Annotated in this window: 19 protein-coding genes; 4 read left to right on the top strand and 15 right to left on the bottom strand. The window is 67.6% G+C overall.

The window, feature by feature from the left end; genetic code table 11:
* Positions 1-71 precede the first annotated feature (71 nt).
* Both LEL84_RS21815 and LEL84_RS21810 read right to left on the bottom strand, forming a co-directional pair.
* Positions 72-1,691, bottom strand: a complete 1,620-nt coding sequence (locus tag LEL84_RS21815; RefSeq protein WP_226512758.1) for an FAD-dependent oxidoreductase — start codon at positions 1,689-1,691, stop codon at positions 72-74.
* On the bottom strand, positions 1,691-2,614 hold the full coding sequence (locus LEL84_RS21810; protein WP_004020056.1) for an AurF N-oxygenase family protein: 924 nt from the start codon (positions 2,612-2,614) through the stop codon (positions 1,691-1,693). Before LEL84_RS21810 ends, LEL84_RS21815 begins: the two co-directional genes overlap by 1 nt.
* Positions 2,615-2,807: 193 nt before the next feature.
* Here LEL84_RS21810 and LEL84_RS21805 point away from each other — a divergent pair, with 193 nt between their 5' ends.
* Positions 2,808-3,578 (top strand): SDR family oxidoreductase, encoded by a 771-nt coding sequence (locus tag LEL84_RS21805; RefSeq protein WP_226512757.1) that lies wholly within the window; start codon positions 2,808-2,810, stop codon positions 3,576-3,578.
* A gap of 127 nt (positions 3,579-3,705) precedes the next feature.
* The gene (locus LEL84_RS21800) at positions 3,706-4,629 is read left to right on the top strand and encodes a type IV toxin-antitoxin system AbiEi family antitoxin domain-containing protein (RefSeq protein ID WP_226514384.1); all 924 of its coding nucleotides are present in this window, start codon (positions 3,706-3,708) and stop codon (positions 4,627-4,629) included.
* A gap of 82 nt (positions 4,630-4,711) precedes the next feature.
* Here LEL84_RS21800 and LEL84_RS21795 read toward each other — a convergent pair whose 3' ends face one another.
* From LEL84_RS21795 to LEL84_RS21780, 4 genes are all read right to left on the bottom strand, one after another.
* The gene (locus LEL84_RS21795; protein ID WP_078112190.1) at positions 4,712-5,320 is read right to left on the bottom strand and encodes a trimeric intracellular cation channel family protein; all 609 of its coding nucleotides are present in this window, start codon (positions 5,318-5,320) and stop codon (positions 4,712-4,714) included.
* Positions 5,321-5,438: 118 nt separating this feature from the next.
* Positions 5,439-5,612 carry a 50S ribosomal protein L32 gene (rpmF, locus tag LEL84_RS21790; protein WP_004020060.1) on the bottom strand — a complete coding sequence of 58 codons (174 nt, stop codon included), beginning with the start codon at positions 5,610-5,612 and terminating at the stop codon, positions 5,439-5,441.
* A gap of 180 nt (positions 5,613-5,792) precedes the next feature.
* Positions 5,793-6,758 (bottom strand): DUF4190 domain-containing protein, encoded by a 966-nt coding sequence (locus LEL84_RS21785; protein WP_226512756.1) that lies wholly within the window; start codon positions 6,756-6,758, stop codon positions 5,793-5,795.
* A gap of 151 nt (positions 6,759-6,909) precedes the next feature.
* Entirely contained in the window at positions 6,910-7,644 is a 735-nt protein-coding gene (locus LEL84_RS21780; protein ID WP_058251511.1) for a DUF4190 domain-containing protein, read from the bottom strand.
* A 61-nt stretch (positions 7,645-7,705) separates the two neighbouring features.
* Between LEL84_RS21780 and LEL84_RS21775 the strand changes: the two genes are divergently transcribed.
* The gene (locus tag LEL84_RS21775) at positions 7,706-8,641 is read left to right on the top strand and encodes an AEC family transporter (protein WP_058251512.1); all 936 of its coding nucleotides are present in this window, start codon (positions 7,706-7,708) and stop codon (positions 8,639-8,641) included.
* Between the two features lie 6 nt (positions 8,642-8,647).
* Here LEL84_RS21775 and LEL84_RS21770 read toward each other — a convergent pair whose 3' ends face one another.
* Complete coding sequence (locus tag LEL84_RS21770; RefSeq protein WP_226512755.1) at positions 8,648-9,286, bottom strand: DUF1707 domain-containing protein; 639 nt, start codon at positions 9,284-9,286, stop codon at positions 8,648-8,650.
* A gap of 193 nt (positions 9,287-9,479) precedes the next feature.
* On the opposite strand from LEL84_RS21770, the gene LEL84_RS21765 reads away from it, so the two are divergent.
* A complete protein-coding gene (locus tag LEL84_RS21765) occupies positions 9,480-10,175 on the top strand; it encodes a hypothetical protein (protein WP_226512754.1) in 696 nt (231 codons plus the stop codon).
* A 60-nt stretch (positions 10,176-10,235) separates the two neighbouring features.
* Here the strand turns inward: LEL84_RS21765 and LEL84_RS21760 are convergent, their stop codons facing one another.
* The 8 genes from LEL84_RS21760 to LEL84_RS21725 form a co-directional block, all read right to left on the bottom strand.
* Entirely contained in the window at positions 10,236-12,239 is a 2,004-nt protein-coding gene (locus LEL84_RS21760) for a vWA domain-containing protein (RefSeq protein WP_068970428.1), read from the bottom strand.
* A gap of 21 nt (positions 12,240-12,260) precedes the next feature.
* Complete coding sequence (locus LEL84_RS21755) at positions 12,261-13,739, bottom strand: sigma 54-interacting transcriptional regulator (RefSeq protein WP_058251515.1); 1,479 nt, start codon at positions 13,737-13,739, stop codon at positions 12,261-12,263.
* Positions 13,708-14,316, bottom strand: a complete 609-nt coding sequence (locus LEL84_RS21750; protein WP_058251671.1) for a hypothetical protein — start codon at positions 14,314-14,316, stop codon at positions 13,708-13,710. The genes LEL84_RS21755 and LEL84_RS21750 overlap by 32 nt, the downstream gene beginning before the upstream one ends.
* Positions 14,317-14,327: 11 nt before the next feature.
* On the bottom strand, positions 14,328-14,822 hold the full coding sequence (locus LEL84_RS21745; RefSeq protein WP_137808923.1) for an SRPBCC domain-containing protein: 495 nt from the start codon (positions 14,820-14,822) through the stop codon (positions 14,328-14,330).
* A complete protein-coding gene (locus tag LEL84_RS21740; RefSeq protein ID WP_065630232.1) occupies positions 14,819-15,214 on the bottom strand; it encodes an ArsR/SmtB family transcription factor in 396 nt (131 codons plus the stop codon). The genes LEL84_RS21745 and LEL84_RS21740 overlap by 4 nt, the downstream gene beginning before the upstream one ends.
* Before the next feature lie 177 nt (positions 15,215-15,391).
* Positions 15,392-16,297, bottom strand: coding sequence for a TauD/TfdA dioxygenase family protein (locus LEL84_RS21735; RefSeq protein ID WP_137808924.1), 906 nt, complete (start codon positions 16,295-16,297; stop codon positions 15,392-15,394).
* A 334-nt stretch (positions 16,298-16,631) separates the two neighbouring features.
* The gene (locus tag LEL84_RS21730) at positions 16,632-17,474 is read right to left on the bottom strand and encodes an ABC transporter ATP-binding protein (RefSeq protein ID WP_137808925.1); all 843 of its coding nucleotides are present in this window, start codon (positions 17,472-17,474) and stop codon (positions 16,632-16,634) included.
* Positions 17,455-18,522: an ABC transporter substrate-binding protein gene (locus LEL84_RS21725; protein ID WP_137808926.1), complete on the bottom strand. Its 1,068-nt coding sequence runs from the start codon at positions 18,520-18,522 to the stop codon at positions 17,455-17,457. Before LEL84_RS21725 ends, LEL84_RS21730 begins: the two co-directional genes overlap by 20 nt.
* Positions 18,523-18,526: the final 4 nt, after the last annotated feature.

Here is an 18,526-nt window from a genome sequence, read left to right as displayed (position 1 = left end):
CCTCGACGCGTCGGAACCTCGATGGTGGCACGGCAGAGCGGCACCCCGGCCCGAAACCGGAGCGGTGGCCGTCAGGTCCGACGCCATCCCGCGGCGCCCACCATCTCGGCGACCTGGGTGAACTTCACACGGGGCCGGCCCTGTTCGAGGCCGCGACGCCGTTCGCGACGGTCGATGGCCCGCATCCCGCGGTAGCCGATCACCGTCCGGACGCGTGTGCGCACCAACGCACCGAAGGCTCCGGGCTCGCGTTCGGTCCGCGGCAGCCGGCCCGCCGCGGCGTCGGCGATGAAGTCCTCGACGGTCCGCGTCGCGCACATCTTGTTGGCGCCGATGCCGCCGCTGGGTCCGCGCTTGGCCCAGCCGAGCACATATCCGCCCGGCACGATCGCACCTGTCTCGTCGACGAGGCGGCCGTCGACGTTGCTGAAGACGCCGCGCGCGTCGTCGAAGGTGAGACCCGGGATCGGGGTGGAGCGATAGCCGATCGAGCGCACCACGAGATCGGTGGCGACGTGGTGACGCCCCTCCCCCGTGCGCACCGTGATCGACTCGACCTGCGAATCACCGGTGATCTCTTCGGGACTGCTGTGGAACAGGAACACGATCCGCCGGCGCTTCGGGTCGGCGGGATGACGGAACCGGGCGAGATCGGCACATTCGGCGTCCTCGATCACCTCGACCTCGACACCCGGGATCTCCGACAGCGCGCGGTATTCGGCCGCGGTGTAGGCCGCGGACGCTTGGTCGCGACGGCCCAGCAGCACCACTTCGTGGACATTCTGCTCGGCGAGCAGTTCGAGCGCACGGTCGGCGATGTCGGTGGTGGCCAACAAATCCGGCGGGGACACGAGGATTCGCGCGACATCGAGGGCGACGTTGCCCGTACCGACCACGACCGCACGACCCGTCGCCGGGTCGTCGGCGGTTCCGCGGCGCAGCGGTGGCCCGGCATCGACACCGGGCACGCCGTTGTACCAGGCGACGAGATCGGTGGCCGACGTCGACCCCGGGAGGTCCTCACCCGGAATACCCAGGCGCCGCGACTCACTCGCTCCGACCGCGTAGAACACCGCGTCGAAGTGCTCGGCCAGTTCGGCCGGCGTGATCTGGTCGGGACCGTCGCCGATGGTCACGTTGGTCAGCATCGTGACGCGCGGATCGCGGTAGAGCAGGTCGAATCCGCGCAGCACGCCCTTGGTGCCCGGATGATCCGGGGCGACACCGGCGCGCACGAGCCCACCGGGAGTGGGGAGTTTGTCGATGACGGTGACCTGCGCCTCGGTGCGGTCGAGCAGCGTGCGCAGGGCGTACCCGCCGGAGGGACCCGTTCCGACCAGCGCGACCCGAAGTCCCGCAGGCAGTTTCGGCACCTCGGGATAGGTGATCGACGACGCGGAGTCGTCACCGATGGGCGCCCAGCCCGAGCGAACCTCCGGGTTGGTCTTGTAGTAGTCCGCGTTGATGTCGATGAAGACCTTGTCGCGGGTGCCGAGTTTGTCCGCCGGGTAGATGGCGTCGACGGGGCAGGCGTCGGCGCATGCGCCGCAATCGATACACGCCTCGGGGTCGATGTGCAGGATGTCGGAGCTGCCGAAGCCGCGCTCCTCCGGTGTCGGATGGATGCAGTTGACCGGGCACACGGCCACGCATGCTGCGTCACTGCAACACGATTGGGTGATGACGAACATCAGAGCATGTGCGCTTTCCGGTAGTACCGCATGGCGGGCTTGGTCAACAGTCCGACCTCGTCGAGGAATTCCATGAGGTGCGCGCAGCTGCTGCGGATCATCGAGTGGAAGTGCGAGTTGCTGCGCATCTCCCGGACCGCGCGGTCGACGTCGAGCCCGGCGTCGGCAAAGGCCTTGGGCTGCACCAGACTCGTCACGATGAAGTAGGCGCCGACGGCGACCGCGAACGCACTGAACTGGCGGCGCGCCCAGCTGACGCCCTCCAGGGAGTCACGCACCTCTTCGCGCGCGAACTTCATGTGGCGCGATTCCTCGAGCACATGGATCTCGTTGACCGTGCGGATGAAGTCGAGCACGCGGTCGTCGCGCATGCAGCCGCGCTGGAAGACGTCCAGGACCTCTTCGGCGACCAGGATGCCGGCGTAGGCGACCTCGTTCTTCGCGGTCTGCATGAAGATCTTGCCGAGGCGCGAGACCTTTTTCGACGGGTGGTAGGAGGCGCCGACCATCTTCTCCGACGCCTTGGCGAACATCAGCGAGTGTCGGCACTCGTCGGCGACCTCGGTGAGCGCGAACTGGAATTCCGAACCGTGGTAGTCGCCGAGGTACTGGTCGCGGATGACCATCTCCTGCAGGATCATCTCGAACCAGATCCCGATGTTCATGATCGAGGCGAACTCGTGGCGCGTCACCGAGATCCGCTGTTCCTCGGTGAGCTCGTCCCAGTACGCGGTCCCGTACAGCGACGACCATTCCGGACTGCACCCGTACTTGGTGGGGTCCATCGGCTTCGACCAGTCGATCTCGGTCATCGCGTTGCGCGACAGCCGGGCGGCCGACGCCAACAGCCGTGCCGAGACCTCTTCGGTGCCCTGGTCCCGGAGACTGATGACATTCTCGGATCGTTCCATCGCGGCGGTCATGGAGAACTCACTTCCCGGTCGTCGTCGATCGTGACAATGATCGATGTAATGACAATGCGTGTTGTCAAGATAGCACCGCCGTGTGACCGAGTAAACGAATCGACGAATATACTCACCGGTAAGTTCAGCGCCGAGGATCGTCCTCGCAGGTCAGCGGCGTCGAAGCCGTCCGTTCAGTTGCAAGGAGTTCTCCATGCCCTCCATCTTCATCACCGGCGGCGCTGCCGGAATCGGTCTCGCCACCGCGGAGCGTTTCGGCCGCGACGGGTGGACAGTCGGCGTCTACGACGTCGATGCCGACGCGCTGGCGAAGGTGAAGGCCGACCATCCCGACTTCATCACCGGCACCCTCGACGTCCGCGAGCCGGAGCAGTGGGCCGAAGCTCTCGCCGAGTTCACCTCGCGCACCGGCGGCACACTCGACGTCCTCGACAACAATGCCGGCATCCTCCACGAGGGCCAGATCGACCACATCACGCCGGACCAGATCAAGCGGCAGATCGACATCGACGCCCTCGGCGTCGCGCTCGGCGCCCAGGCCGCATACCCGTACCTGAAGAAGACGCCGGGCGCGCACCTGGTGAACATCGGATCGGCGTCGGCGATCTACGGCCAGCCCGGCATCGCGGTCTACTCGGCGACCAAGTTCTTCGTGGCGGGCCTGACCGAGGCGCTCGAACTGGAATGGGAGCACGACGACATCCGCGTCGTCAGCATCTGGCCCCTGTGGGCGAAGACCGCCCTCGCCACCGGCGGCGCCAAGTCGACGAAGACCCTGGGCATCCGGATCACTCCCGAGCAGGTCGCCGAGAAGATCTGGGAGTCGGTGCACCCGACCCGTCAGGACAGACTGCTGCACCGCACCAGCTACTCCGTCGGCGCGCAGACCCTGTTCCTGCAGAACGCCGCCAAGTTCATCCCGAACTTCCTGAACCGGGCGGTCAACAAGTACATCGCGCAGTAGTCCACCCCCACTCGCAAACCCACCCCTTTTCCGTAGATCCACCGCGCTCGGACCGGGTGGGTTTACGGAGAAGGGGTGGGTTTGTCGGAAGGTGGGTCCGGACGGCGCATTCGTGCGTCTGATTCGTATGGACCTACCCACCGACCCGCATGGCCTGATTCTCCGCAAAGAAACCGCCGGCACCCACATCAGTGATGAACAGTTGCAGCACATGGTCGGCAACAAGACCCTCGTGCGGCTCTGGCCGGGCGCGTTGGCCGACTTCACCGCGGTCAGCGAACTCCAGGCAGTCGAGAAGCACCGCTTGACCGTCATTGCTGCGGCAAGGGCTGGACGACCCGGTCGGATCTTCAGTCACACTTCGTCAGCTGCCATGCACAGGTTGCCGATGCTGTGGCCCGACCTGTCGCAGGTCCATGTGACGTCGCCGAAAGTCGGAAAACGGGCCAAGCACATCGTCAGACATCAGGCCACCGTCAAGCCGCAGGACATCGACGTCATCGACGGGGTCACGGTGACATCCATCGAGCGCACGGCATGTGATGTCGCCCGACTGGGAACCAACCGGCAGGCCCTCGCGGTGCTCGACGCCGCGCTTCGACGTGACGCCGATCCGGACCGAATGAGACAGATCCTCGACTCGTGCCGAGGATTCAAGGGGGTCGAGATGCTCCGCCGCGCGCTGGCACACGCGAACGCATCGTCGGAGAGCATCGGCGAATCCCTCAGTCGCGCAGTCATGCTCGAGTTCCCCGACCTGCCGATACCACGACAGCAGGTCAAGATCTTCGACGACCACGGCGTGTTCATCGCTCGCGTCGACTTCCTGCTGGCGAACAGGGTGATAGGCGAATTCGACGGCATGATCAAGTACAGCGGCGGCCTCGGCGACGAGCCCGCGTGGCAGACGGTGGTCGAAGAGAAGGCGCGTGAGGACAGGCTGCGCGCGCAGGGGTACACCGTCGTGCGGTGGACATGGCCGGACCTCGCCGACAAGGCGCGCTTCTACGCGCAGATCAACAAGGCACTTCGACTCGGCGGCGTTGAGTGACCCGCAAACCCACCCCTTTTCCGTAGATCCACCGCGCTCGGACCGGGTGGGTTCACGGAGAAAGGGTGGGTTTGCGGCAAGGTCAGCGTCGTGCGGTCGGGAGCCGCAGCGCGAACCGAAGGCTCACCAGGCGCAGCGCGGTCGCGAAGACAGATCCGACGACGAGCCAGATCCAGTGTGCCGCCGAGGTGTACGTCGCGCCGACCGCGACGATGGCGGCACCGAGTACCGCGGGTACGGCGTAGAGGTCGGCGGGTGTGAGGAGGAGCGGGATCTCGTTCGAGATCATGTCGCGGAGCACGCCGCCACCCACCGCGGTGAGGAGCCCGACGGTCGTCGCGGCGAACGGGCTCGCCCCGACGTCGAGGGCGATGCTCGCACCCGTGGCCGCGAAGAGCCCCATCCCGAATGCGTCGAGCACGAGTATCGACCGGTGCAGTGCCGTGAAGGCGGGATGGAAGAAGAAGACGACGAGGCCGGCGACAGTTGCGGTGACGATGGGACCCCACCCGCTGATCGACGCGGGCGGGGTGATCCCCAGCAGGACGTCGCGCAATACGCCGCCGCCGACCCCGGTGAGCACGCCGACGGTGATGATCCCCCACATGTCGAAGTCCTTGCGGACCCCGAGCATCGCCCCCGACGCCGCGAACACCGCGATACCCGCGAAGTTGAGCACGTCGAACACCACGAGATCACCTCGCTATCCAGGGACAGGCCGGTCGGTCAGCACGCGAATGACCGCCCCGGGCGAGCCAGGGGCGGTCATCGGTATGACAGTGCGGCGCCGGTACGGCGACCGAACGAGGCTAGCGACGATCCAGGTCGATGAGACCGGCGCGAGCCGCCTTGACCAGGCGACGCGGAATCCGCACGGGGACGCCGTTCACCTTCTCTTCTTGCAGTGCGGGGTTTTCCGCCTTCCACTGCGAACGACGGCTACGGGTGTTCGCCCGCGACATCCGGCGCTTCGGTACAGCCATGGTTGAGCCCTTCTCCTACTGTGGTCTGCGTGGCCGGTGGTGACGCCTGGCATCACTGGATCGGCCCCATCAGTGCACCCCTCGACCCGGCGCGGCCGCGGCACACAACCCGACCAGACTACCTGGCGAGGACGCCCGATTCCAAAATGGCCGATCCGCACGCGCCCGGGGTCGCCTACTTCAGAGGTAGCCCCACGGCGATCGGAGGTCGGTCAACGCGATGGCCACCCAGTATGCAACCCACACGACGATGATGAACGCCCCGATGATGACCGCGGTGAGCGCCACCCCATCACCGGTCTGCCTGCCACCCGACGCCGCGATCTGTCTCCGCGCGACGATGCCGAGCACCAGCCCGACGAGGCCGCCGACCCCGACGCACAGGAGACCCAGCAGGGAGGCCACCAGGGCGGCCACGGCCAGTTTGTTGGTCGACGGGCCGTCGGCGTCGACGGGCCGGCCGCCTTCGGGGCGGGAGTCGGCGGAGGCCGATTCCGCGGATCGGGCATCACCGGGCGTGGCGAACGGTTGCCCGGACCGACCCGGGGGCGGACCCTGCGGAGGCTGACCGTACCCCGTCGGGGGGCCGTATCCCGGCCGGCCGGGGCCGGGTTGCCCCTGACCCGGCGGTCCGTAACCCTGCGGCTGTCCGTATCCCTGCTGTCCGTATCCCTGCTGTCCGTATCCCTGCTGTCCGTATCCCTGCTGCTGACCGAATCCCGGCCGGGGAGGTGGTGGGGCTTGTCCCGGTGGCGGTCCCGCCGGGGACCGCGTCGAGATCACGCGCGTGGCGTCGTAACCGGACGGGGCCGGGCCACCCGGACCCGGGTCCCCGGGGCCACTGGGCGCGGGTGGCGGCGGAACCGGCTGTGCAGCGGACGGATTCGACGGTCCACCGGTGCGGATGACCCGGGTGACACCGTCGGCCGGACTGTGCGACTCGGGAATCTCCGTGTCATCCGGTCCGGCCCCGGGTGTCGAGGTCACCGGCACCGAGTCCGGCACCTCGTCGGGGACCGCCGCCTTCTGGGTCGGTTCCCACGGCGACGGGTCGGTTGCCGAGGTGTCCGAAGGTGGGCCGGACGGTGGGGATTGCGGTGCCTGGGCCGGATCCGTCGGATCGCTACCCCCGGTCGGAGTGGTCATCGGATGCCTTTCACAAGCTGTGCCGCAGCGGGACAACGCGGGGAGATGCGTGCACGACCAACCGGCCGTGCATCACGCACAGCTTAGTGAGATAGGGCTCCGAACTGGGCCGGAGTCGATGAACACGACCCCGGATCGGCCCGAAATTCGTTCAGTAGTAGTAGGTGGAGGAGCTCGTGTCGCCGGCGACGATCAGGACGATGAACAGAACGGTCCACACCACGCCACCGACGATGGCGAGCGCGCCGGTGATGATCCCCGCCAGGCCCATCCCCGAACCACTCTGCGTGCCACCGGACTGTTCGATGTCACGTCGCGCCATGAACCCCAGCACGACGGCCGCGATGCCGACCGGTATCGACAGGAAGAACGAGAAGAACAAGCAGGCGATCAGCGAGACGACGCCGACGATGCCACAGATCAAGGCCGCGATCGCCTTGCCGTTGGTCTTCTGCGGCGGCGCGTATCCGTAACCGCCGCCGTAGGGTGCCGCGCCGTAGGGGTTCTGCGACCCGTACGCGCCGCCGTACGCCGGCGCCTGGTAGGGATCGTTGACCTGACCGTAGGACCCACCCGGCGGCTGTGCGTAGGGATCCTGGCTCGGCGTCCCGTAGCCCTGGTTGCCGGCCGGCGATCCGTACGGACTCTGGCCGTACTGCTCCTGACCATACGGGTTCTGCCCGTAGACGTTCTGGCCGTAGGGGTCCGACGACGGACCCGGCTGGTAGGTCTGGCCGTACTCGGTCGGCGCGTACTCGGGTGCGGCACCCTGGCCCTGGTCACCCTTGGAGAGGTTGGGACCCGAGTTGCCCGAGGACCCCGAGCTCGGCACCGTACCCCAGTCGTCCTGGCCCTGGCCCGAGCCCTGTCCCGGTGGATAACTCACGCACAACCCCCATGTAGATCCGACACGATGTGTTCACCAGCCTAACGATTAGACTCAACCGGTGTCTGGCGTCATCTCCGGCTTCACGGTGATCTTCATTGTAGTCGGGGTGGGATATCTCCTCGGGCGCACGCGTGTCATCGGCGACCACGCCCACGAAGTCCTTTCCCGCCTGGTGTTCTTCGTCTTCACACCGGCGCTGCTGTTCCACTCCATGGTCACCTCCGATCTGTCGGTTGTCTTCTCCTCGACGCTGGTGATCGCGGGCGGCAGCGCGTTTCTGATCGGTGCGCTGTACGTCGTCGTCGCCAAACTGTGGTTTCGACGCGCGGTTCCCGAACTCGTGATCGGCGGCCTGTCGTCGTCGTATGTCAACAGCGTCAATCTGGGTCTTCCGATCGCGATCTTCGTTCTCGACGACGCGTCGTTCATCGCGCCGCTGCTGCTGTTCCAGATCCTGATCTACTCACCGATCGCGTTGCTCGCGCTGGATCTCACCGCGCTGGACCGGGATTCGGGAAGATCGCTGCTGCGGGACTCGCTCGTCGCGCCGATCACCAATCCGATCGTCGTCGGCGGACTCGCCGGTCTGTCGGTCTCGCTGATCGGCTGGAGCCCGCCCGCGGCCGTGATGTCCCCGGTGAAGATGCTCGGTGACGCCTCCGTGCCGGCGGCGCTGCTGGCATTCGGCCTGTCGCTCACCGGCGTCGCGGTGTTCAAGAAGGGTGCGAGCCCCCGCCGCGACATCGCACTGGCAAGCGTGCTGAAGATGATCGTCATGCCGCTGGCCGTCTACGCCATCGCCCGTTGGGGATTCGGGCAGACCGGCGAGGCGTTGTTCGCGCAGGTGATCATCGCGGCGTTGCCGACCGCGCAGAATGTCCTGGTGTACGCGACCCGTTACCGGCGCGGCCAGATCCTCGCCCGGGACACGGCACTGATCACGACGCTCACGTCGATACCCACCATCATGATCATCGCCCTGCTGCTCGCCTGAACTTCCTCAGGCGTCGGGCTCATCCCGGGGCATGTACTTGACGTCGACGCCGCCCATCAGCGCCAGTCCGGTCACCCGTACCACTGGCGCGCCGGGCCGGGACGCCTTTCGCGACCGGCCGCTGAATCCGCCCATGATGCCCAGTCCCCCGATCTCGACGGTCACTCCGTCGGGCATCTTGATCTCGACCCCGCCCATGATCGCCACGCACTGGACCGTCAGCACCGGCGCGGTGAACTCCACCTCGCGAAGGTCCAGTTCGACGCCGCCCATGATGGCGGTGGCGGCGAGTTGATCGGCGACCACCGCCGTCCCGGACAGCTCGCTCCCGGACATGATGGCCAACCGGTGGCGGACGGCCGTGTCCGCGCTGCCGCCCGTCACCCGCGGGCCCGGAGACAGGCTGGCCGCAGGCATCGCGACGCCGAGTTGTGCCACCGGGAGGTCGTCGGTCAGGGCGTCGAGGTCACCAAAGGTCTTCGCGAGGACCGCTTTTCCGGCCCGCTCCTCGTACTCGACCGGGGACAGGCTGCCGTGCGCCATGGCGGCGGAGAGGATCTCGTGGACCAGTTCGCGGTCCGCATCCGCGGCGCGGAGTCGGGCACGCCGGTCGTCGGGCATCGGTGAATCGCCGGGTTGGGTCACGTCTGGAAACCCTAGTTGCCCGAGTCCGGCACGACCACCCTGATCTTTCCCCGGAGACGACCCCGAGGAGTCGTCGGGCCGGTACCTCGCATCGACGACCCCTCTGGCCAACTGCCCGACGAAAGACCCGGCCGAGCGGCATAATTCAACGAGTCCGGGCGGGACGGCCGACCGGCGTACATCGGAGGCGAAGATGAGCCAGCCCTACGATCCCGGGCAGCCCGGCGACGGCCGACCGGGACCGACGCCCTCGGGTTACCAGTCGCCGTACGGCCAATCGCATCCCCAGCAGCCGCCCTACCCGGACAGCGGGTACGCGCCGTCGGGCGGCTTCGGACAACCCGCCGCGTACGGCGGGTATCCACCGCCCCCTCCCCCGCGCAAGGACCGCGCCGGGATGCGACGGTGGGGCAAGATCCTGACCCTGCTCGGTGTGCTGATCCTGGTCCTGTCGGTCACTGTCGGGGTGGTCATGGCGATCGCCGGTATCGGGAACGTGGCCGACAAGGCGTTCGAGGTCAACCCCACCGCCGAGCAGTACTACGACGCCGGTGACGAGTTCCAGTTGTTCAGCAGCAGCACGAACGGCGTACCCGCCTGCGAGATCACCGGTCCCGCTGCGCTGGCGTCGGGTACGAACTCGACGACCGAGTTCACCTTCGACGGTTCCGGGGTCGAATCGTTCGATTCGTTCGAGGTCGTGGAATCCGGCACCTACTCGTTCCAGTGCGATTCGCCGGCCGTCGTCGCATCCATCGACGCGTCCGGCGTCCTCAGCGGTGTCGGCGGCGTGCTGCTCGCAGTCGTCGGCGGTGGATTCGGCGGCCTGCTCGCACTGGTGGGCATCGTGCTCTGGATCATCGCCGGCCGAGAGCCGAAAACCGTCTGACATTCTCGCGCCGACACATTCGCGCCGACGTCGCCGCGGCGCTCATCGACGGGGCGTCGATCAGCCGCGCCGACGTCCCTTCCGGGCCCGCAGATAGTCGCCGACCACCGCGGCGCCGAGACCGTCGACGTCCGGCGCCACCACGCGTCCGCCGATCCGGCGGGCGATCTGATCCATGAAGTGGGCCAGCCCGGGATCCTCGCCGAGACGGAAGAACGTGACCTGGGCGCCGATCCGTGCGACATGGTCGAGTTCGCGAACCGTCAGCGCGATGGTCTGCGGGTGCGGCGGATAGAAGAAGAACGGTTCGCCACTCGGATCGAGATGCGCGGTCGGCTCTCCGTCGGTGACCACCAGGACCACCGGCTGCGCATTCGGGAACCGCCGGAGGTGCCGCTGGGCGAGCAACAGTGCGTGGTGCAGGTTGGTCCCCTGCTCCATCCGCGGTTGCAGACCGGTGAGCTCGGCGATGTCGATCGACCGCGCATACCTTCCGAATGCGATGAGGTGGAGTTCGTCGCTGCGGAAGCGCGTGGAGATCAGATGATTCAGGGCGATCGCGGTGCGCTTCATCGGCGTCCACCGGCCCTCCATCTCCATCGAGAAGGACGTGTCCACGAGCAGGACCACCGCTGCCTGCGTACGGCTCTCGGTCTCCGAGACCTCGACGTCGCGGACGTCGATACGCACTCCCGATCGCGCCATCTCCGACGTCGCGAGCGACGGTTCGTGTGTCTCGGACACAGTGCGCAGCACCGCATTCGACACGGTCCGGGTGACGTCCCAGGGGTCGGTGTCGCCGAATTCCCACTCCCGGGAAGCGCCGGTCGGCTCGCCGAGCAGTCCGGTCTGGCGGGTCTGGCGATCACCCCGGCGGCCCGACAGCTGCTCGGCGATGTCGCGGAAGATCGACTGACCGAGCTGGCGCATCGCCTTAGGACTCAGCCGGAGCTGACCGTCTGCGGTGCGGTCGAAGAAGCCTTGCTCGGACAGCGCCTTCTCGAGCTCGGCCAGCATTCTCGCGTCGACCGCCGCGTCGTCGCCGAGCTGCCGGGCAAGCGCGTCGAGATCGATGTCGTCCATCTGCGCGCCGGCATACTGCTGTGACAGCTGCTCGGAGAGCGCCTCGAGTTCGGAGATGTCGCGTAGTGCCGCGGCCCCCTCGCCCAGTCCCATCGGCTGGTCGCCGGAGAACGACTGCGCGTCGTCCCAGTCCAGACCCGGTCGAGCCGCCCGGAGCTGCGAATCCATCTGCGCCAGTTGGTTCATGAGGTCCGGCGACCCGAACGCCTGCTGCGCCAGCTGGTCGAGCTCAGCGCGCTGCTCAGGGGTCAGCGAGTTGTAGAACTGTTGGGCCGCCGCCGCGCGCTGGGCGAGGGAATCGATGAGTTCCTCGGTGTTGCGCGGGTTCTCCGGGAAGAACTCACCGTGCTTGGCCATGAACTCGTCGAATGCCTCGGTGGTGTCCTCGCCCCGGTTGTGCGCGGCGAGGAGCTCGTTGAGGTCGCCGAGCATCTCCGAGATCCGTTGCCGATCCTGCTCGTTCGCCCCCTCGAGCGCTTCCTTCATGCCGGCGAAGCGCTGGTCGAGCAACTCCCGGCCGAGCAAGTCCTTGATCTTGTCGTAGTCCTCACGCGCCTGCGGACTGCGCCAGTTGTACTCCGACAGCTCTTCGACGGCCTGGGCTGTCGACGGCGGCAGACTCCCGATCTGCATCTCGGCGAAGCGGGCGTCGTCGTCGAGATCGCGGGCGAGTTGCTTGCGCTCCTCGAGTACCGCACGGTCGAGGAGTTCACGGATCTCGGCGAACGTGCCGTCGAGGTTGCGCTTCTTCAGCAGTTCCTGCCGGCGACGGTTGATCTGCTCGCGCAACTTGTCGAGTCCGCGCATGTTCGGTGTCCCGCGACGCAGCAGCTCTCGGAGCGCCCGCTGCGGCGACGCGCCGGCCATGACATCGTCGCCGATCGTCTCCAACGCCTCGCGCAGATCGACCGGCGGCGCGAGCGGATCGGGTCCGCCGCTGTACCGCTGGTAGCGCGAACGGTGGAAGCTCTTGCGCGCCATGTGTTCTCCCTAGTCTTCCACTTAGCCGTAGATGGTCTGCCCGGTCTCGTCGGCCTCCTTGCCGATCCGTCGGGCGAGGAAGAGTCCCTCGAGCGCGAGCTCGACCGCACTGGCACGCTCCCCGTCCGAGTCCGCCTCGAGGCGCTCGGCGATCTGGTCCAGAACGCCGGAGGTGGTGTCCGGCGACGGGATGGAACCCAGCAGGTCGTCGGCACGCACCCGGTCGCCGGTGACCACCGGCTCGCCGTTCTCGAGGGCGGCGACGAGCGGCGCCATGTCGACGCCGCCGAGGTGGGCACGCACCGCGTCGGCGATGGACTTGCGCATCAGGTGCTCGAGGATCTCGAGTTCCCGGCCCTCTTCGCCGGACTCGAACTCGATCTTGCCGCGCAGCACCTCGATCACCGACTCGAGATCGACCACGCGTGCCACCGCCTGGTCCTCGCCCGTCACCGTCGCCCGGTGAAGCGCCGCGGCCGCAACGGTTTCGGCACCGGCGATGGAGAAGCGGGCGGAGACTCCCGATCGCTGGTCGATCGACGGGTGGTCACGGGCGTAGCGGGTGAACCGCGCCAGGATCTCGGTGATGAAGGTCGGGACACTGGCGGTCAGATCCGCCTCCTGCTCGATCACCGACACCTCGTCGTCGAGCTCGAGCGGGTAGTGCGTCCGGATCTCGGCGCCGAAGCGATCCTTGAGCGGAGTGATGATCCGGCCGCGGTTGGTGTAGTCCTCGGGGTTGGCACTGGCCATCACCAGGACGTCGAGCGGCAGTCGCAGGGTGTAGCCGCGGACCTGGATGTCGCGCTCCTCCATCACGTTCAGCATCGACACCTGGATGCGCTCGGCGAGGTCGGGCAGCTCGTTGATGGCCACGATGCCGCGGTGCGAGCGCGGGATGAGCCCGAAGTGGATCGTCTCCGGGTCGCCGAGGCTGCGACCCTCGGCGACCTTCATCGGGTCGATGTCACCGACGAGGTCGGCCACGGAGGTGTCCGGCGTGGCCAGCTTCTCGCTGTAGCGCTGCGAACGGTGACGCCACTCGATCGGCAGATCGTCGAGCAGGTTGGCGGCCTTCCGGATCGACCCGGGGGTGATGGGTTCGTAGGGATGCTCGGCCAGCTCGGAACCCGCGATGACCGGCGTCCACTCGTCGAGGAGCCCGACGAGGGTGCGCAGGATGCGGGTCTTGCCCTGGCCGCGCTCGCCGAGCATGACGACGTCGTGGCCGGCGATCAGCGCCCGTTCCAACTGCGGGATGACCGTCGCCTCGAAGCCCACGATGCCCGGCCAGGGGTCGCGCCCCTCGCGGAGTGCGGACAGGAGGTTGTTGCGGATCTCGTCGCGCACACTGCGCTGCACGTGACCACTGGCACGCAGTTCACCCAGGGTTCGGGGTGACGGATGCCGGGTTTCGGTCGACTGGGAGCCATGCGTGGTGAAGTTGTCGTCTGGCACCTCATCGAGGCTACTCCGCGTTGTCGAGCGCGTGCTCGTCATCGCTCCTCGTCGCCGGCGTCCACCGCGGGTCCCGGCCGATGAATCCCATGAGGCGACTCACCGGGTCGGCATCGGCGTCCACCTCGACCTTCGGACCGTACTGACCCGAACTGCGGAGGATGTCGTCGATGGACGCCATGCCCTCGAGCAGTTGTCCGGCGAATCCGGGGTCGAGGTCGGGGGTGACGCCCTGGGATCGGGCGAGATCCCACGTGTGCATGTACACGTCGGCGGTGTAGAACCGGTCGATTGCCTCGACGAGTCGATGCTCGCCCGCCATCGGGTGGGTGAACGTGTCCTCGGCGGTCGGTCCGTCGAGGAGTGCCTGCACCGAGGCGGCGTGCTGTGACCACGCCCCGGCCGGGTCGTCGGCGACAGCGGGTCCCGCGGGCAGGGCCACCCCACCGGCGGCGAGGAAGCCGGTGAACCAGTCGACAAGGTGGGCCACGACGTCGCGTGCCACCCACCCGTCGACCGGCGTCGGCACCTCCCAGTCGCGGACGTCGGCGATGGCCTCCGCGAAGTCGGAGGCCACCTCTCGGTGACGCGACGATGCATCCAGTTCCGGCAGGGTCACGCCGGACACGATCAGATCTCGCCCTCGGTGAGCATGCGGTCGAGTGCGGCGTATCCCTCGTTCACGCCGACCTCCATGCCCGAGGCGAGCCAACCGTCGCGCGCTTCGAAGCTGTCGCACAGGGATTGGGCGTGGAGCCGCGTCGTGCCGTCGCCCAGATCCTCGAACCACAGGGTCTCCAGCGACACCGCATCGGGCATGCCGAGGAAGGTGAACGTCTGCACGATCTTGTCTTCGCCCACGGTGTGGAAGCACCCGCGGAATCCGAACTCCTGCCCCTCGTGGGTGGAGACATAGCTCCAGCTGCCGCCGTCGCGGACATCCCACTCGATGACCCGGCTGCTGATCGCGTCCGGCCCGACCCACCGGACGAAGAGTTCGGGGTCGGTGTGGGCCTTCATCAGCTGGGCGGGAGTTCCGCGGAAGTCGCGGGTGATCCGGATGAGGGGGACCTCTTTGTCGGCCTCGATGGCGGCCTCGGGATAGCGGGTCTGCGTTGCGGTCATGACACCTTTCCTTCCTTGTGGAGTGGTTGTTCGACCTCGGGGTCCGACACCGTCGGATGCTGGGCCTCGGGGCCGTCGTTCATCTCGGCGAGCAACGCGTCGAGGCGCTGGTAGCGCTCCTCCGCCCGCTTCCGGTACCGCTCGATCCATGTGGTCATGAGGTCGAACACCTCTGCTTCCAGATGGACCGGACGGGTTTGGGCCTCCCGGGTTCGGGTCACCAGGCCGGCGTCCTGCAGCACCTTCAGGTGCTTCGAGACGGCCTGGATACTGACGTCGTACGGTTCGGCGAGTTGGCTGACCGTCGCATCCGAGACCGCCAGCCGCGCAACCATGTCGCGCCGCGTCGGGTCCGCGAGTGCGGCGAACACCTTGGACAACTCGTCTGCCATCCGACCTCCTCAACCGTTTGGTTGAATACGATGGTGCGCCGGATCGTCGACCTTGTCAACCCCTCGGTTGAATAAGCTGGTCCCGGCTCGTGGACGACGCACTGAGCGGCATACGAGAACTCCCACCGCCGGCCGGGTGGCCGATGGTGGGAGTTCGGGATCGTCGGGAGGTTGCGGTCAGGCAGGTCCGATGGGCGCCTCGCCGCGCAGGGTGATCCGGTGCATCACCCGGCGGGCGTCGCCGTAGTCGCGGTTCGCGTAGTGCAGCGTGTTCCGGTTGTCCCAGAGGACGAGATCGCCGAGACGCCAACGGTGCCGGACGATGTGTTCGGGCTTGGTGAGGTGTGCGTAGAGCAGGTCGAGGATGCCGCGGCTCTCCGCCTCGGAGACGCCGTCGATGTGCGACGTGAAACCGGGATTGACGAACAACGACTTCCGGCCCGTCTCGGGATGGATGCGCACCACCGGGTGGGTGACCGGCACCAGCTCGGTGACCTCCTCACCGTCCCAGGTGTTGCCGCGGCCGTTGCGTCGTTGCTTGAGGTAGTAGCCGAATTCGCGGTTGCCGTCGTGTACCGCGCTGAGTCCGTCGATCATCCGCCGGACCGGTTCCGACAGCGACTGGTACGCGAGCTCGGCGTCCGCCCAGTTGGTGTCACCGCCGTTGCGCGGCAACACAACCGGACGCAGGATCGAGCCCATCGGCGGACGCGGCATGAAGGTGACATCGGTGTGCCACACGTCGGCGAAGCCGTTGTCGGCGCTGTCGAGCGAGTAGACCTCGCCGGGGACGTCGCCGCTGTTCCACACCGGATGCCCGAAGGTCAGGTCTCCCAGCCGGTTTCCAAACCGGATGTGCGCCTCGTCGTCGAGATGCTGATCGCGCAGGACGATGACCTTGTAATCGATCAGCGCCCGGCGCAACGCGGACACCTGGGCGTCGGTGGCGGATGCGACGTCGACGCCGCGGATCTCGGCACCGAAACTCGGGCCGAACTCGTCGATGTCGAATTCGACTCCGCCGGAGATGGTTCCGGCGTCAGGACGGTGCGTGGGGACGACGGGGTGAGAGGTGGTGGTCATGAGGATTGTTCTCCAGGTCGATGCAGGCGGGGGCCGGAGCGGGGTGCGCCGGCGGCGAACCGTGATGCGATCCGTCCGCCCAGTTCATCGAGTGGAGGGTGCCCTGGTGTGCGCTGATCGTGCCGAACGCGCCTCGCGTATTTCCGCTGGTTGAGCCGGCGAGGAGCGGAGCCGCCGGGCCGAGCAAGCGACGAAGGAGCGCGTCGAGGTCGACGAGCCGAGTCGAAGCCATTGCTGTGGCGGACGACGCTGGAAGGGAGGGCACCCCCACTTTCTAACCGGCCGCCGCGCCACCGGACAGGGTTGAGCCCACGCTGAGGAAAAGGCCGGCCGCTCATGCGACCGCGGCATCCGTCACCTCAGCATCTTTCACGGCGGCCTCCTTCACCGCGGCACCGATCTCGGCGCGCAGGGCGGCGTATTCGGGTGAACCGCGCAGTTCGTCGGGTTCGACGCCGGTGCGCGGCAACGTCGAGATGAGGTCCAGTGCGATCCGTCCCGGTCGCTTGGTGAGCACGATGATCCGACTCCCCAGGAACGCTGCCTCGTCGGCGCTGTGGGTGACGAAGACGTTGGTGCGTCCGCTGTCCGCGCTCACCGCCCGCACATCCTCCTGCAATCGTTCCCGAGTCAGGGCGTCCAGCGCCGCGAACGGCTCGTCGAGCAGCAACAACGGCGTATCGGCCGCCAGCGCACGGGCGATGGCCACCCGCTGCTGTTGCCCGCCGGAGATCTCCCAGATGCGCCGGCCGGCGGTGTCGTCCAGACCGACGCGTTCGAGGAGTTCGGCGCGGCGTGCCGCCCGTTCGGACTTGGGGACCTTCGCGTACTTCAGCGCGAGATCGACGTTGCCGCCCACCGTCTTCCACGGGAACAGGCGCGGTTGCTGGAAGACGACCCCGGAGGTCACCCCGGGCACCGGGGCGGCTCCAGACACCTCTACCCTCCCCGCCGTCGCGGGTTCGAACCCGGCGATGAGTCGCAGGAGGGTGGACTTGCCGCATCCGGAAGCACCCACCAGCACGAGGAACTCGCCCGGCGGGACGTCCAGGTCGACCGGGCCGACCGCGGTCACGGCGTCAGCACCTGTCCCGTACCTCTGGGACACGTTGTGCAGACGGATCGAGCCGCGGCGCCCCTCGGGTCGGTCCGGCGGACTACTGCTGTTCGAGGACACCCGGCAATCCCTCTGTGTAGATGGCCTCGCGGAAGGTCTCGATCGGCGGTGCGGCCGGGATCTGCTGCTGCTCGGCGAGGAACACCGCCGCGCTGTGCAGGTTCTCGGAGAGATTGCCCGGGTTGCCCTGGGTACCGAGCCACGTCGGACTGGTCAGCTCCGCGACGGTGAGGAAGGTGCCCTGCTTCAACTGGTTGGCCGCATCCTCCGGGGTCGTGCCCAGCTGCGCGGCGACGGCGTCGGCAGCGGCCTGCGGGTCGTCCTTGATGAGGGTGAGCGCGCGGGCCTGGACCTGCCGCCAGGTGTTCACGACCTCCGGGTTCGCCGTCGCGAACTCACTGGAGACCACACCGAGGTCGAGCGTGGGCTTGCCCGCGGTGGCCAACTGCCGGCTGGCGATGAGAGTCGTTCCGTCCTGGCGCAATTCGTCGAGCGTGGGCAACCAGGTGTAGACCGCGTCGCCGCGCTGCCAGGCCGCCAGCGAGGCCTGCGGCTGCAGATCGATCAGGTTCACGTCCTTCGGGTTCACGCCGGCCTGGTCCAGCGCGGCGAGCAGGCTGTAATGGGCGGTGGACGCGAACGCTGTCGCGACCCGCTTGCCCTTGAGATCGGCGACGGTCTCGATGCCGGTTCCGTTGCGCGCGACAAGGGCCTCGTTGTCGCCGGCGACGTCGAGCACGAAGGCCACCTGGTACGGGATGTTCAGCGGCGCGGACAGTCCGCGGGCCACCGGGCTGGACCCGATGGCGGTGAAGTCGACCTCTTTGGCGACGAACGCGGTGTTGATGTCGGCACCGGAGTCGAACTTGGTCCACTTGATGTTGTAGTCCGGCAGCGCTTCTTCGAACCACCCGTTGTTCTTGACGATCAGGTCGCCGCTCGGGAACGACTGGTAGGCAAGCCGGATCGTCGGCTTGCTGTCGTCCCCGGAGTTGTCGACCGAGCAACCGGCGAGCACCAACGCCACTGCGGCGATCATCCCGAGCACCGCGCCGAAGCGCGACCGGCGCACCCGGGACGAACCGGCCCCTTTGCGTGTGATTGTCATGTCT

Source organism: Gordonia sp. WA4-43, from assembly GCF_020520305.1.
GTDB lineage: Bacteria > Actinomycetota > Actinomycetes > Mycobacteriales > Mycobacteriaceae > Gordonia > Gordonia hongkongensis.
The sequence above is the reverse complement of the archived record's forward strand: the minus strand, read 5'-3'. Positions and strand labels throughout refer to the sequence as shown.